Source organism: Pseudomonas sp. R1-15 (genome assembly GCF_051132085.1).
Lineage (GTDB): Bacteria > Pseudomonadota > Gammaproteobacteria > Pseudomonadales > Pseudomonadaceae > Aquipseudomonas.
This window is the reverse complement of sequence record NZ_CP071660.1, coordinates 5,532,348-5,545,732: the sequence shown is the minus strand read 5'-3', so window position 1 is coordinate 5,545,732 and position 13,385 is coordinate 5,532,348. Positions and strand designations below refer to the sequence as shown.

Below are 13,385 nucleotides of genomic sequence, written 5' to 3'. Positions count from 1 at the left end.
AAGCCTGTTTTTTTATTTAAAGCTGTTTTCGAAATGCGCCAATCCAATAAGCGGCACTTTCTTGCTCGGTCATGAACCTGTTGAAGTTAGAGCTTCTATCGGTGGAGGAGATAATCTTGAAACTCAAGGATTTATGCGCTGCCTCGGGGATCTTCAATTGTGGGATATTCGATTGCTTGACCATGCTACGTGTTGAAAACGCCCGAACCTGGTCAACGTCGTTGCTGTAGATCTCGAGGACGGCACCGTTCTTTTGAAGGCTGGAATAGTTGTTTGCACTGTCAAACGTGTTGGTGACAAAAAAGGAGTCTCCCTTGCTCTTGCTTCGAATGCCGTTATTTATGATTTGCTCTGCATTCTCGCGGCTCGTGCCGTGGAAGCCAATTAAATCTCTTGTACTGTCCGTGGATTTTTTCGCCGCTGGCGAAACGGGTGGCGATAAAGACTGCTTGGTATTTTTTATTGAGCTTCGTGTTTTTGGCGCAAAAAGTTGTCTCAAGCTTCTGAATAATCCCCTGAGCGGTATATGTCCTGTTAGATCCGCATAATTTACCGGGTCCCCTAAGCAATAGGCATATGGATTCAACCCACCTTTGCCAAACGGACTCAAGCTGTCCGGGCTGTTGAACCGCATCAGTACTGGGTTAAATGCGCGATATCCTTTGCCCAGTAAATAATGCCCGGTCACCGGGTCCGGCCGTTCCCCATTGAAGCCGAGCAGACTGAGCAGGCCGTTTTCCTCAGAGCGGTGACCATAGACCGTATAGGCAAGGGGATAGGATTGCGCTGTGTCGAGCACCCGTAAAACCGAGCGGTGCTGATCGGTAGCGAGCAAGGTGGCTGTGCCAATCTCATTTTCCCGGTACTGCTGGGCCAGCAACTGGTCGTCGTGCTGAAAGATCGACCGTTGCACCGAGCCTTGAATTTCTGAGGTCAGGCGCTGCTTCAAGTAGAAGCGCTGGGCGCTGGCCTGGGCTGCTGGTATGCAATCGGCCAGGCGATCGAGAGGGTCATAGTGATAGCGGCAAAGTAGCGTTTCGTCTGTAGAAGGCATGGGCTTCGCTCTGAATTAAAGAACCTCGGACGCAGGTATCAGGCTTAGGCAGATGCGCAGCGTTGTCTAGCTAGCAGAAGTGTTAGGTTTGGCTCCCGATAACCTCCAGCCCCGACGATGGAATACATTCGCCCGTTGGCGTGGCGATCATTGTCATACATAGATAGACGTTAAAAAGGTGCCTCTGAAGCTCTTGGAAGAGTTGGCTTGCTTCTGATGTCAGTCATGTATATTGCTATTCGATTGTATATTTTCTCGTGTAGAACTATCTCCATCTCGGATAGCGATCGTAGAGCTAAGCCCCCTTCGCCCATTGTGCGGAACTGATAATGTCGACCTGGCGTCATGGCGCTGAATCCTCTGACGTGAACTGTATAAACATGAGGTGTGCCATTACTGTAACTGGCCGCGACTTGTGAAAAATCGATTGCTATTGGTCGTTTCGGCGCTACGTAAAATCCTCTGCCACCGCTGAGGCCACCCACACTGTCCATGAAATTTGGATTTGGACCTCTCGTCAAACTACGGTAATTTTCTTTAGTTGAGCCATGAAAACCTATGAACTCGAAAGTTTCTATGTCGGGTTTGAGCGGGGGAGATGACTCCGAAGCCCTTCTCATGGCTCGTGAAGGTAATCCCGGAAGGGCAAAATCATTGATTACTTTCGAAGGAGGTGGTGTGGCTGTCTTTATTATTTTGGAAAGACTGTTTTTGACCAGCGACCAGCCAAATGCGTGGCCGCTGGGATCCGAATGATTTGTCGGATCCCCGCCACAGTACGCATATGCATTCAACCCACCCTCCCCAAACGGACTCAAATTGTCTGGGCTGTTGAAGCGCATCAGCACCGGATTGAACGCCCGATAGCCATTACCCAGCAAATAATGCCCGGTCACCGGATCCGGCCGTTCGCCGTTGAAGCCGAGCAGGCCGAGCAAGCCGCTTCGCGCAGAGCGGTGACCGTGGGGAGTGTAGGCGAACGGATGAGGCTGCGTGGCAGTGAGCGCGTGCAATACCGAGCGTTGTCGGTCGGTGGCAAGCAATGTGGTTTCGATGGCGCCATCGTGGCGCTGTTGCTGAGCCAGAAGTTGGCCGTCCTGTTGGAAAATCGATCGTTGTACCGAGCCCTGAATTTCACTGGTCAGCCGCTCTTTCAGGTAGAAGCGCTGGGTGCTGGCCAGGGCCGATGGCGTGCAATTGGCCAGGCGATCAAGCGGGTCGTAGTGATAGCGACACAGCAATGTTCCACGTTTCGCCGGCATGGGTCTGTTCCTGGGTGTTTTCGCTTTATTCGGGTATCACTCTCACGGTTCTCACATGCTTTGCACTGTTTTCCAGTTCTTTTTGTCTCGCCAGTGCGCTTGTATAACGGGGAAGCCCGGTGGCAGTGTTGTAATCTGGTGTTTCTCCTGCGCGCATTCTTAATTCATTGATACGGTCTAGTAATTCATCTCGTAGCTCTAAAAAGTCCATGAATTGATGGTAGGCATCGGGATCCTGTTTTGGATTTAACGTGATTGCGCCATATTTAGTATTGCCCTCGCCTATCAAGTACTGGAGGCCGGGTAGATCCTCGTCGATGTAAAACATTTCCGCTATTTCTTCTCTTCCAAGCCTGCTTGGCTGGGCCGAGCTTCCCGGAACAACATCGGAACTCGGACGATCGAGTGCTCTCGGAAGCCTCGCCTCCGGAGCTTCAGTTGATAACAAGGAGCGCTGAGATACGGACCGGGCAACGGGAACGGGCGGGTGTGTTCGGGAAGGCATGAAGCCTAGCGATCGCAGGATACCCTTCATGAAAGCGGGGACATGGCCGGAAGGATCCCGATGGTTGATGGGATCCCCCAGGCAATACGTATACGCATTCAACCCACCCTTTCCAAACGGACTCCAACTGTCTGGACCGTTGAACCGCATCAATACCGGATTGAAAGCCCGATACCCATTACCCAGCAGATAATGCCCGGTCACCGGATCCGGCCGTTCGCCATTGAAGCCGAGCAGGCTGAGAAAGCCGTTAGCCGGGACGTGATGGCCGTAAGGCGTGTAGGCGAGGGCGTCAGGTTGTGTTGGATCAAGCAGCTGCAATACAGAACGCTGTCGATCGGTTGCCAGCAAGGTGGTTTCGACGGTGCCACCTTGGCACAGCTGTTGCGCCAGCAGCTGATCGCCGTGTTGGACGACCGAACGTTGGATCTGCCCCTGGATCTCGGTGCTCACGCGGCCTTTCACATAGAAGCGTCGGGCGCTGGACTGGTCTGGTACCGTGCAATCAGCCAGGCGGTCCAGCGGATCGTAATGGTATTGGCAAAGTAAGGTTAGCTGGTTCTTCGACATGAGATCAGTCCCGTGTAAGGCCGCTGTTAACAGTACAAAGTGCCTCGCTTACCCTTTCGCATTCACCAGCACCACATCGCTGCAACTGAAGAATGTTTCACGGGCAGGGTCTTCATGGCGTTGCCACATGATGAAGATCACTGACCGGCTGTCCGTGGCGTAGCCTGCAGGTAATTGAACGTCCAGGTAATAAGTACCCGGTCCCTTGGTGTCCGGAGCGAGCCTCACCTTGACGTCAGGGGATTGCTTCAGCGCGGCCCAATTGAGGTTGTCCGGGTCGGTCAGGTAAACCATGAACTCGCTGGGATCATGCATCTGGCTCGCCACGTAAGTGAGCTGCACGCGGCCATCCTTCACGTCCAGGTTGGTGGTGTGCCAGGCGGCGCTTTTAATATTGATGCTGTCGAAGCGATCCTGCCCGGCGGAACACAGTTTCCCATCGGGAGCGACATCTTCCGGCTTTGTGCCTTCGGGGATGTTTTGCGAGTAGGCGTTCCAATCGTTGAACAGGCGGGCGCGTTCCCAGTCGGCGTCGCCTGCCGCTGTAAAGGCTTCCCTACACGCAGCGTTCTTGATGTTTTCACTGCCATTGTTGAAGTCTTGCTGATCCCAGCAGTAGTACTGGCGGGACGGAGGCATCTGTGATGTACCGTGTTTTATCTCGGGGCTCTTGGGCGGGGTTTTGACATCAGTGCAACTGATCAAACCGATGCTGGACAGAAGGATGCAGCTCAGGGCTAGGCTGGAATATTTCATTGTAAATTCCTTTTTCTAGAGAAAATTCCTTTATTTCGGACACGACGTCCGGGCTGTTTTCAGCGCAAAGGAATGGTATCTGCCAAGGTTTTTACCTTCGACGATCCGAGCTTAGGACCGGGATGAACAACTGCCTACTGTCAGAGTTGACAGTACTGCGTCAAAAAAACGGGTCAAGAGCTCGCTGTGCGACTGCGTTCAGGGTTGGCTCGTTATGGCCTCGCCGACCCGCTGGCAGAATTGCGAATAGAACGCCTGCGCGTTCATGCCACGGCAATCGTCCTTGATCTGCGCCAGGGCGGCCGGACTGAATGACAGGCTGCGCGGCATGCTGGCGAAGTTGAAGTAGCCATCCTGTTGGGTCTTGATGGCATCGAACCCCGGCATGTCATACATCAGTTCGACGTCATCATCGGCAAGCATTCGCGCTTTCACGGTCACTTGGGTATACGCCTTTCCTCCTGGCGCGCCATTCAGCGCCGCCAGGCCGTGGCCGACGATGCGCAGCATGTCCGGCGCCCAATCGTCACCCTCCTCGGTGGGCGTGGCGGGGCGGTAGAAAACGGTCAGGCCCTGCTGGTCTCGCGTGACCTGCGTCAGGGCTGGATCATAACGCTTGATGCGGTGCTCGATGGTCAGCCAGGTCTTTTGCGCGTCGCTGACGTCGTCGGCAAGCTCCGGATTCAACGGGCCGCGCTGGCACTCGCTGACGCCGAAGGCGATGAGCATGCCCGTCAGAATGACCGCGAGGGCGCCGCCACCGATTTGTACGTTCATGGCGTTACTCTGCTGAAAGAAGGCTGCACTGTATTCGATGGCAGACATTGCTGCACGCGGCAAGCGCGGTGTTGAACAAACCCCGGCTATCCCAGTCCAACGCTCGACTTTGCGCCGCCCCTTTCCGGGCGGCTTTTTCATGTTCCAGAGGATGTCCCGATGAAGGTTTCACGCGGTTTTGCACTGTCTTGCCTGCTTTCGTTGGCAGCTGGCCCGGCCTTCGCACAGTTCAGCCTCGCTGATGCGACAAGCGTGATCTCGGCCATTCAGGGCAACCAGCAGGAGGGGGCGGTGGCGGCTGCGCCGAAAGCCGCCGGGTTGCTCAACACCCTCGGCTCGGAACTCCAGATCACGCCGGAGCAAGCCGTGGGCGGTGCCGGGGCGATGCTCGGGCTGGCCAGGAACCAGCTCAGCGAGGCGCAGTTCTCCGAGCTGAGCAAAAGTGTGCCGGGGCTCGATCAGATCGCCGGGAACAGCGCCATCGGTGGCCTTAACGGCTTGGGTGGCTTGCTGGGCGGCGGGTCGGACAAAAACGCCTTGCTCGACGGCTTGCTCGGCAACGTCAAGGACACCGGTGACCTGAACAATGCCTTCAGCGCGCTGGGCATGGACAGCGGCATGATCGGCCAGTTTGCCCCGATCATCTTGCAGTACCTCGGCCAACAGGGCGTCGCCAGCTCGTTGTTGCAGAATCTGGGCGGCATCTGGGGCGCCGGCGCCGGTATCTGATCAGCCGCCCTCGTTGCGCAGTTGGGCAATGCGCCGGTCCTTTTCATGCCAGAGCTGGGTGACCCAGTCCTGCACATGCTGGCGAAAAACCGGGTCGTTTTCGTAATCGCCTTGCCACAGCGCCGGGTCCAGTTCGCGGGTCTGGATGTCGACGATGACCCTGGGCACCGCGCCGCTGATCAAGTCCCAGAACCCGGGGATGCGCTGCTGCGGATAAACCACCGTCACGTCGAGGATCGCATCCAGCTGCTCGCCCATCGCCGCCAGCACAAACGCCACGCCACCGGCCTTGGGCTTGAGCAGATGACTGAACGGCGATTGCTGCTGTTGGCTTTTGGCGGCGGTGAAGCGCGTGCCTTCGAGATAATTCACCACGGTGACTGGCTGACGCTTGAACAGCTCGCAGGCGGCCTTGGTGATTTCCAGATCCTTGCCGGCCAGCTCCGGATTCTTCGCTAGGAACGCCTTGGTATAGCGCTTCATGAAAGGGTAATCCAATGCCCACCACGCCAGCCCCAGGAACGGCACCCAGATCAGCTCTTTCTTGAGAAAGAATTTGAAGAACGGCGTGCGTCGGTTGAGGGTCTGGACCAGGGCGGGGATATCCACCCATGACTGGTGATTGCTGATCACCAGGTACGAGGTGTCGCTGCGCAGGCCTTCACCGCCGCGAATGTCCCATCGGGTGGGGATGATCGAGGCGAAAATCAGTTTGTCGATCTCGGCCCAGGTCTCGGCAATCCACATCACCGCCCACGAGGCGTAGTCGCGAAGACGCCCGGGCAGGACCAGTTTGAACAATGCGAACACCATCAGTGGCCCGAACAGCACCAGGGTATTGAGCAATAGCAGCAGGGTGACGAAACAGCCGGTGAGCAGGCGGCGCATAGATGACTCTTGCAAACGGGTTGGGCGGGCCATCATAAGCAGCTTCGAGCGGCAGGCCAAATCGGCCTGGACGAAAGTTTCACTTGGACTTGTATAGGCTGAATCTGCTTTTGTGGCGAGGGAGCCACGGTGCGTTTTACCGAACGAATTCATCGGCCACTGTCTAAAATCCCACTCCCACAACGGAAGCCCCTTACATGAAATCCGTTTTAGCCCTGCTTTCCCTGGTGGCCCTCCCCGTGCTCGCCGCCGAACCGACCCTCTATGGGCGCTACGAATACATCGCGCTGCCGGAAATCGGTGGCGAAGTGCTCAAGGCCAAGATGGACACCGGCGCATTGACCGCCTCGCTGTCGGCCAAGGACATCGAGACGTTCACCCGTGACGGCGATGACTGGGTACGTTTCCGCCTGGCGACCAAGGGCGCGAGCAACAAGATCTACGAACACAAGATCGCCCGCATCAGCAAGATCAAGACCCGTTCCGAAGAGGACGAGGACGACGACGAAAAGGTCGCCCCCAGCAAGCGTCCGGTGGTGGAACTGGAAATGTGCCTGGGTAACGTCAAGCGCACCGTCGAGGTCAACCTGACCGACCGCAGCAGTTTCAACTACCCGTTGCTGATCGGTGCCAAGGCCTTGCGTGAGTTCGACGCGGCGGTGAACCCGGCTCGGCGGTTTACGGCGGATAAACCGGACTGTTGATTTCCCCGATTGACGTGCCCCGAGGCTTGGGGCACCGTTCCGGCAACTTTACTGTCGGGCCCGGTCGCCATGCCTCATATTCTGATTGTCGAAGACGAAGCCGCCATCGCTGATACGCTGGTGTTTGCACTGCAGGGCGAGGGCTTCGACACCACCTGGTTGAGCCTGGGAGCCGCGGCCCTGGAGCATCAGCAGAAGACTCCGGCGGACCTGATTATTCTCGACGTGGGCCTGCCGGATATCAGCGGTTTCGAGACGTGCAAGAATCTCAGACGTTTCAGCGACGTTCCGGTAATTTTTCTTACGGCTCGGGATGGCGAGATCGACCGGGTGGTGGGCCTTGAGATTGGCGCTGATGATTACGTGGTCAAGCCCTTCAGCCCTCGCGAAGTTGCCGCCAGGGTTCGCGCGATTCTCAAACGCGTGGCGCCGCGGCCCTTCGCGGAAGCAGGTTCGGCGTTGTTCCAGGTGGACAGCGAGCGCGTGCAGATCAGCTATCGCGGCAAGCCGTTGAACCTCACTCGTCATGAGTTTCGCCTGTTGAACTGCCTGCTGGAGCAGCCTGAGCGGGTCTTCAGTCGCGAGCAGTTGCTCGACGCCCTGGGCGTGGCCAGCGATGCCGGCTACGAGCGCAGCATCGACAGCCACATCAAGAGCCTGCGCGCCAAGTTGCGTCTGGTCAGGGCCGAGGCCGAACCGATCCAGACCCACCGGGGCCTTGGCTACAGCTACAGCCCGGGCCACAGCTGATGTCGCTGGGTATCCGGATTTTCCTGGCCTACGTGCTGTTCATCGGCCTGGCCGGGTATTTCGTGCTCAACACGGTGATGGAGGAGATCCGTCCCGGTGTGCGCCAGTCCACCGAGGAAACCCTGGTGGACACGGCCAACCTGATGGCCGAGATCCTGCGGGACGATTTCAAGGCCGGGACGCTCAGCCAGAACCGCTGGCCGCAATTGCTCAGGTCCTATGGCGAACGCCAGCCGGCGGCGACGATCTGGGGATTGCCAAAAAACCAGGTCAACCACCGTATCTACGTCACGGATGCCAATGGCATCGTCGTGCTCGATTCCAGTGGCGTGGCGGTGGGCCAGGATTATTCGCGGTGGAATGACGTCTACCTGACCCTGCGCGGCCATTACGGCGCTCGTTCGACCCGCAACGATCCGGACGATCCGGCGTCGTCGGTGATGCATGTCGGGGCACCGATCCGCGACAACGGAAGAATCATCGGCGTGGTCACGGTGGCCAAGCCCAACAGCTCGTTGCAACCTTACATCGACCGCACGGAGCGGCGCCTGCTGGCGTACGGTGCCGGGTTGATCGGCCTGGGCCTGTTGCTGGGCGCCTTGCTGTCCTGGTGGCTCAGCGCGGCTTTGCGTCGGTTGACTCGTTATGCTCAGGCGGTCAGCCAGGGGCGGCGGGTGGAAGTGCCGCATTATCGCGGCGGCGAATTCGAGCAACTGGCGGGCGCCGTCGAACACATGCGCACCCAGCTCGAAGGCAAGGCCTACGTCGAGCGTTATGTGCACACCTTGACTCATGAACTGAAGAGTCCGCTGGCCGCGATTCGCGGCGCCGCCGAGCTGCTGCAGAGCGACATGCCCGCCGCCCAGCACCAGCGCTTTGTCAGCAACATCGACAGCGAAAGCGTGCGCATGCAGCAATTGATCGAGCGCCTGCTCAACCTGGCGCAGGTCGAGCAGCGCCAGGGGTTGGAGGATATTGTCGCGGTGCCGTTGGCGGCGTTGGTCGATGAATTGCTGGAGGCTCGCGGCGGCTGGATCGAAAGCCGTCAATTGCGCATAGAGCGATGCATCGCCGCTGATCTGACGCTGACCGGGGAGGCCTTCCTGTTGCGCCAGGCCCTGGGCAACTTGCTGGAAAATGCCTTGGACTTCACCCCTGTCGAAGGCTGGTTGCGCATCAGAGCCGAGCGCCTGGGCAGCCGCGTCGAGATCCGTCTTTTCAACCAGGCCGAGCCGATTCCCGACTACGCACTACCGCGCCTGAGCGAGCGGTTTTATTCCTTGCCGCGCCCTGGCACCGGGCGCAAGAGCACAGGCCTGGGGCTCAACTTCGTCGAAGAAGTGGTGCAGTTGCATGGGGGGGAATTTGGCATCGGTAATGTCGAGGGTGGGGTGGAAGTGGTGCTGCGGTTGCCCTGACACCACAAAATCCATTTGAAAAAGCACTCCTATGTGGGAGCGAGCCTGCTCGCGAAGACAGTGGCACATCCAACATCATCGCCCAGACAGTCCGCTATCGCGAGCAGGCTCGCTCCCACAGTTCAGTTGCCGTCGGGCCTGTCTCCACACAATCTCCACATTCCCCTCATAAACCGCCCACACAGCCGCGCCAGACTCTTCCCCATTCGAACAGGGAGAGCCCCACATGAACCGCAGCCTCGCCATAAAACTGGGCATGATTGCCCTCTTGATTCTCTTGCTGATGATCCCGCTGTTGATGATCAACGGCCTTATCGATGAGCGCCAGGAGCTGCGCGATGGGGTGTTGCAGGACATCGCCCGCAGTTCCAGCCACAGCCAGCAGTTGATCGGCCCGATGATCGTGGTGCCGTTTCGCAAGGACGTGAAGGTCTGGAATACCAACGAGAAGACCGGCGTGCGCTTCCTCGAAACCGTCGAGCAAACGGGCGAGTTGTATTTCCTCCCGGAGCAATTCGAGCTCGACGGCCAGATCCGCACCGAAACACGTGCCCGGGGCATCTACGAAGCGCGCTTGTTTCATGCCGACAACCGGATCGATGGCCGCTTCAAGGTGCCGGAACGTTATGGCGTCGCGCCGAAGGATTTCGCCGACTACCGCTTTGACGAGCCGTACCTGAGCGTCGGCATCAGCGATATTCGTGGCATCGAGAATGCATTGACCCTGACGCTGAACCAGCAGACGGTCGATTTCCTTCCCGGTTCGCGGCTTGGCTGGCTGGGGCAGGGCGTCCACGTGCCGTTGCCGATGATCACCGCCCAGGGCAGCCCCGAGCTGACCTTCGGTTTCGACCTGCGCCTGCAAGGCACCGGCGAGCTGCAGATCCTGCCGGTGGGCAAGTCCACCAAGGTGCACCTGTCCGCCGATTGGCCGCACCCGAGCTTCATCGGCAATTACCTGCCGGTCAATCGCGAGATCAATGAACAGGGCTTCAATGCCGACTGGCAGACCTCGTTTTTCTCCACCAACCTTTTGGAAACACTGCAAGCCTGCGATCCCAGCGATGGTTGCGAAGCGTTCCGCAGTCGTGCGTTCGGTGTAAGTTTCGTCGATCCGGTGGACCAATACCTGAAGAGCGACCGGGCGATCAAATATGCGCTGCTGTTCATCGCGCTGACCTTCGCCGGGTTCTTCCTCTTCGAAGTGCTCAAGAGCCTCGCGGTGCACCCGGTCCAGTATGCATTGGTCGGCGTGGCGCTGGCGTTCTTCTACCTGCTGCTGTTGTCGCTGTCGGAGCACATCGGCTTCACCCTGGCGTACCTGGTATCGGCGAGTGCCTGTGTGGTGCTGATTGGCTTCTACGTCTGCCATGTGCTGCGCAGCGTGAGCCACGGCCTGGGATTTTCAGCGGGGTTGGCGGGTTTGTACGGACTGCTTTATGGCCTGTTGAGCGCCGAAGACTACGCGCTGTTGATGGGCTCGCTGCTGCTGTTCGGCCTGCTGGGCGTGTTCATGGTGCTGACCCGCAAGCTGGATTGGTACGGAGTGGGCGCGAAGCCGGCGGCTGCGATGAGTTTTGATCTGGGAGAGGTGAAATGAGCCGGTCGTTGGGGTTGCGGGAGGACCAGCGGGTGGGGGAAATGCTGGTGATGCGAATTGTCGGGTTGTTTCCTTTGGATCCGGTGCGCGGCCTTCGCGAGCAGGCTCGCTCCCACAAGAGGGCAACACACTCAAATGTGGGAGCGAGCCTGCTCCGGGCGGCGTTCCGACGAAGAGGCCGCCGGTGGAGCCAAGGCAGTTTTAGACCCTGGGCACCGTCTCGACCATCGAAGGCCGCAAACTGACCTCGGAAAACCACGCCGCCAGCTGCGGATTATTCTCGCGCCATTCCAGGTCGGCATGGCGCAAGTCCAGGTAACCCAGGGCGCAGGCCACGCTGATGGACGCGACGTCGAAATGGCTGGCCAGTTCGGCAATCGCCTCGGATTCGAGCGTGGCGAGGGCGCGACGAATCTTGTCCCGCTGCGCATCGAGCCATTCGTCCCAGTGTTTCTCCACAGGACGCAGGGCGGTCTCGTAGCGGATCATCACCGCCGCGTCCATGATCCCGTCGGCCATGGAGGCCAGGGTCAGGCGCCGCCAGCGCGCGGCGCCCTCGCGCGGTATCAGCGGGTTGCCGACGTGTTGGTGGTCGAGGTAGTCGAGGATGACGCGGCTGTCGTGGATCACCGTCCCGTTGGCCAGGCGCAGGGCCGGGATCTTGCTCAACGGATTGTCATGGATCAGTGCTTGGTCCGGCTTGACCGGCGTGAGTTGGCTGAGTTGCAAGGCGACGCGATCCTGCTGTCCGGTTTCGTGCAGCAGCACCAGGACCTTGCGGACGAAGGGCGAAGCGGGGTTGTGGAACAGGGTCATGCTGGGGGTGGACATGCAGAACATCCTCGATTGGGCGGGCTGGGTTAGCCTAGACAGTTGCGGGTCTGCTGGCGAGCAGCGAATGTGGGAGCGAGCCTGCTCGCGAAAGCAGAGTGTCAGTCAGCATGAATGTAACTGACTTACCGCCTTCGCGAGCAGGTTCGCTCCCACAGGTTCTTTGCCGCGCTGGGGTTATCCGCGTTTGATCAAGCCCCAGGCCCCAAGCAGGGTCGGGATTCCCAATCCAACCCAGCTCAGCGCATCCCAGGCGCCGTCACCGAGCAATGCGCTGAACAGCCCCGCCGCGCTCAATGCGCCGATCACTACGGGAATACCAAACACCTTCCAGAAATTCGACTGCCGGGGCCTCACGAGGTTACCTCCGTGCCGACAGTCGCGCGCTTGGCGGCTTTCCGTCGCACCACCCAAAGATAAACGCCACTGCCCAGGACGATGATGGTCAGCACATCCAGGGTTGCCCAGAAAATCTGCATTGGCCGGCCACCGTAGTCGCCGAAGTGCAGCGGCAGAGACAGGCTCATCACGTCCATGTACCACGGCCGCTCGGCCACGGCGGTGACGTCCAGGGTGCTGGCGTCGATCAATACCGGAGTGAGCAGGTGCGAGGTCAGGTGGGTGTCGCCCTTCATGAACACGCTGTAGTGATGCTCGCTGGAAAACAGCGTGCCGGGGAAGGCGATGAAGCTGGGTTCCATGCCCGGCGCGACTTCCTTGGCAATGTCGAGCAGGCGGGTCGCCGGCGCCAGTTGCGTCAATGGCGGGGCGTTGCGGTACGGCTCGACCATCGCGCTGAGGCTGTCGTTGCGCCACGCGGCGATGATCAGGTCGGCGCAGGCGGCAATCACGCCGGTCACGCCCACGGTCAGCGCCCAGACCAGGGTGACGACGCCGATCAGGTTGTGCAGGTCGAGCCAGCGCAGGCGGGTGGATTTGTCCTGGCGCACCGTGCCGAAGTTCAAGCGCCGCATGAACGGCAAGTACAGCACCACGCCGGAGACGATGGCAATCACGAACAGAAACCCCATGAACGCCAGCAGCAACTTGCCCGGCAGCCCGGCGAACATGTCCACGTGCAGGCGCAGCATGATCATCATGAAACCACCGTTGGCCGAAGGCATTTCCAGGGCTTCGCCGGTGCGCGCGTCGAGCATGAAGGTATGGGATGAATTGGGTTCGGTGCCCGGTGTCGGCGCCATGATGGTGATCACGCCGTTGGGGTCGTCTTCGTCCCAGCCGAAATACTGGACCACTTCACCCGGACGATGAGCCTTGGCTTTTTCCACCAGTTGTTGAAGATCCAACGGCGGCGTGCCGGCCGGCATTTCCCGCAGTTCCGGGGCATCGCCCAACAGATGTTCGATTTCATGATGGAAAATCAGCGGCAGCCCGGTGATTGCCAGCATCAGTAGGAACACCGTACAGATCAGGCTGCTCCAGGTGTGGACAAAGGACCAGCGGCGAATGGTTTTGCTTTTCATGATCGATCCGAATGCAAAAGGGCACCTTGGGGGATAACGCTGTTCTTTTGAGGAGAG

At 58.9% G+C, this 13,385-nt stretch carries 14 protein-coding genes; 5 read left to right on the top strand and 9 right to left on the bottom strand.

The window, feature by feature from the left end; genetic code table 11:
- Window positions 1-16: 16 nt before the first annotated feature.
- The 5 genes from J3P97_RS25105 to J3P97_RS25085 form a co-directional block, all read right to left on the bottom strand.
- Window positions 17-1,054, bottom strand: a complete 1,038-nt coding sequence (locus J3P97_RS25105) for an RHS repeat-associated core domain-containing protein (RefSeq protein WP_434672988.1) — start codon at window positions 1,052-1,054, stop codon at window positions 17-19.
- Between the two features lie 170 nt (window positions 1,055-1,224).
- Window positions 1,225-2,316: an RHS repeat-associated core domain-containing protein gene (locus tag J3P97_RS25100; protein ID WP_434672987.1), complete on the bottom strand. Its 1,092-nt coding sequence runs from the start codon at window positions 2,314-2,316 to the stop codon at window positions 1,225-1,227.
- Window positions 2,317-2,341: 25 nt separating this feature from the next.
- Window positions 2,342-3,391 carry an RHS repeat-associated core domain-containing protein gene (locus tag J3P97_RS25095; RefSeq protein ID WP_434672986.1) on the bottom strand — a complete coding sequence of 350 codons (1,050 nt, stop codon included), beginning with the start codon at window positions 3,389-3,391 and terminating at the stop codon, window positions 2,342-2,344.
- Between the two features lie 48 nt (window positions 3,392-3,439).
- Window positions 3,440-4,147 (bottom strand): lytic polysaccharide monooxygenase auxiliary activity family 9 protein, encoded by a 708-nt coding sequence (locus J3P97_RS25090; protein ID WP_434672985.1) that lies wholly within the window; start codon window positions 4,145-4,147, stop codon window positions 3,440-3,442.
- 198 nt (window positions 4,148-4,345) lie between these two features.
- Window positions 4,346-4,924, bottom strand: coding sequence for a hypothetical protein (locus J3P97_RS25085; protein WP_434602053.1), 579 nt, complete (start codon window positions 4,922-4,924; stop codon window positions 4,346-4,348).
- 159 nt (window positions 4,925-5,083) lie between these two features.
- Between J3P97_RS25085 and J3P97_RS25080 the strand changes: the two genes are divergently transcribed.
- Window positions 5,084-5,653, top strand: a complete 570-nt coding sequence (locus J3P97_RS25080; protein ID WP_434571332.1) for a DUF2780 domain-containing protein — start codon at window positions 5,084-5,086, stop codon at window positions 5,651-5,653.
- Here the strand turns inward: J3P97_RS25080 and J3P97_RS25075 are convergent, their stop codons facing one another.
- Window positions 5,654-6,541: an acyltransferase gene (locus tag J3P97_RS25075; protein WP_434672984.1), complete on the bottom strand. Its 888-nt coding sequence runs from the start codon at window positions 6,539-6,541 to the stop codon at window positions 5,654-5,656.
- A 197-nt stretch (window positions 6,542-6,738) separates the two neighbouring features.
- Here J3P97_RS25075 and J3P97_RS25070 point away from each other — a divergent pair, with 197 nt between their 5' ends.
- The 4 genes from J3P97_RS25070 to creD all read left to right on the top strand — a co-directional run bounded on the left by J3P97_RS25070 (window position 6,739) and on the right by creD (window position 11,013).
- Window positions 6,739-7,245 carry an ATP-dependent zinc protease family protein gene (locus J3P97_RS25070; RefSeq protein ID WP_434672983.1) on the top strand — a complete coding sequence of 169 codons (507 nt, stop codon included), beginning with the start codon at window positions 6,739-6,741 and terminating at the stop codon, window positions 7,243-7,245.
- A gap of 69 nt (window positions 7,246-7,314) precedes the next feature.
- Window positions 7,315-7,995, top strand: a complete 681-nt coding sequence (gene creB / locus J3P97_RS25065; protein WP_305498327.1) for a two-component system response regulator CreB — start codon at window positions 7,315-7,317, stop codon at window positions 7,993-7,995.
- A complete protein-coding gene (gene creC, locus J3P97_RS25060; RefSeq protein WP_434672982.1) occupies window positions 7,995-9,413 on the top strand; it encodes a two-component system sensor histidine kinase CreC in 1,419 nt (472 codons plus the stop codon). The genes creB and creC overlap by 1 nt, the downstream gene beginning before the upstream one ends.
- Before the next feature lie 226 nt (window positions 9,414-9,639).
- On the top strand, window positions 9,640-11,013 hold the full coding sequence (gene creD, locus J3P97_RS25055) for a cell envelope integrity protein CreD (RefSeq protein ID WP_434602048.1): 1,374 nt from the start codon (window positions 9,640-9,642) through the stop codon (window positions 11,011-11,013).
- A 201-nt stretch (window positions 11,014-11,214) separates the two neighbouring features.
- Here the strand turns inward: creD and J3P97_RS25050 are convergent, their stop codons facing one another.
- The 3 genes from J3P97_RS25050 to J3P97_RS25040 all read right to left on the bottom strand — a co-directional run bounded on the left by J3P97_RS25050 (window position 11,215) and on the right by J3P97_RS25040 (window position 13,328).
- Window positions 11,215-11,844, bottom strand: a complete 630-nt coding sequence (locus tag J3P97_RS25050) for a glutathione S-transferase (RefSeq protein WP_434672981.1) — start codon at window positions 11,842-11,844, stop codon at window positions 11,215-11,217.
- A 177-nt stretch (window positions 11,845-12,021) separates the two neighbouring features.
- Window positions 12,022-12,201: a hypothetical protein gene (locus J3P97_RS25045; protein WP_434602045.1), complete on the bottom strand. Its 180-nt coding sequence runs from the start codon at window positions 12,199-12,201 to the stop codon at window positions 12,022-12,024.
- A complete protein-coding gene (locus J3P97_RS25040) occupies window positions 12,198-13,328 on the bottom strand; it encodes a PepSY-associated TM helix domain-containing protein (RefSeq protein ID WP_434602043.1) in 1,131 nt (376 codons plus the stop codon). The genes J3P97_RS25045 and J3P97_RS25040 overlap by 4 nt, the downstream gene beginning before the upstream one ends.
- Window positions 13,329-13,385 lie beyond the last annotated feature (57 nt).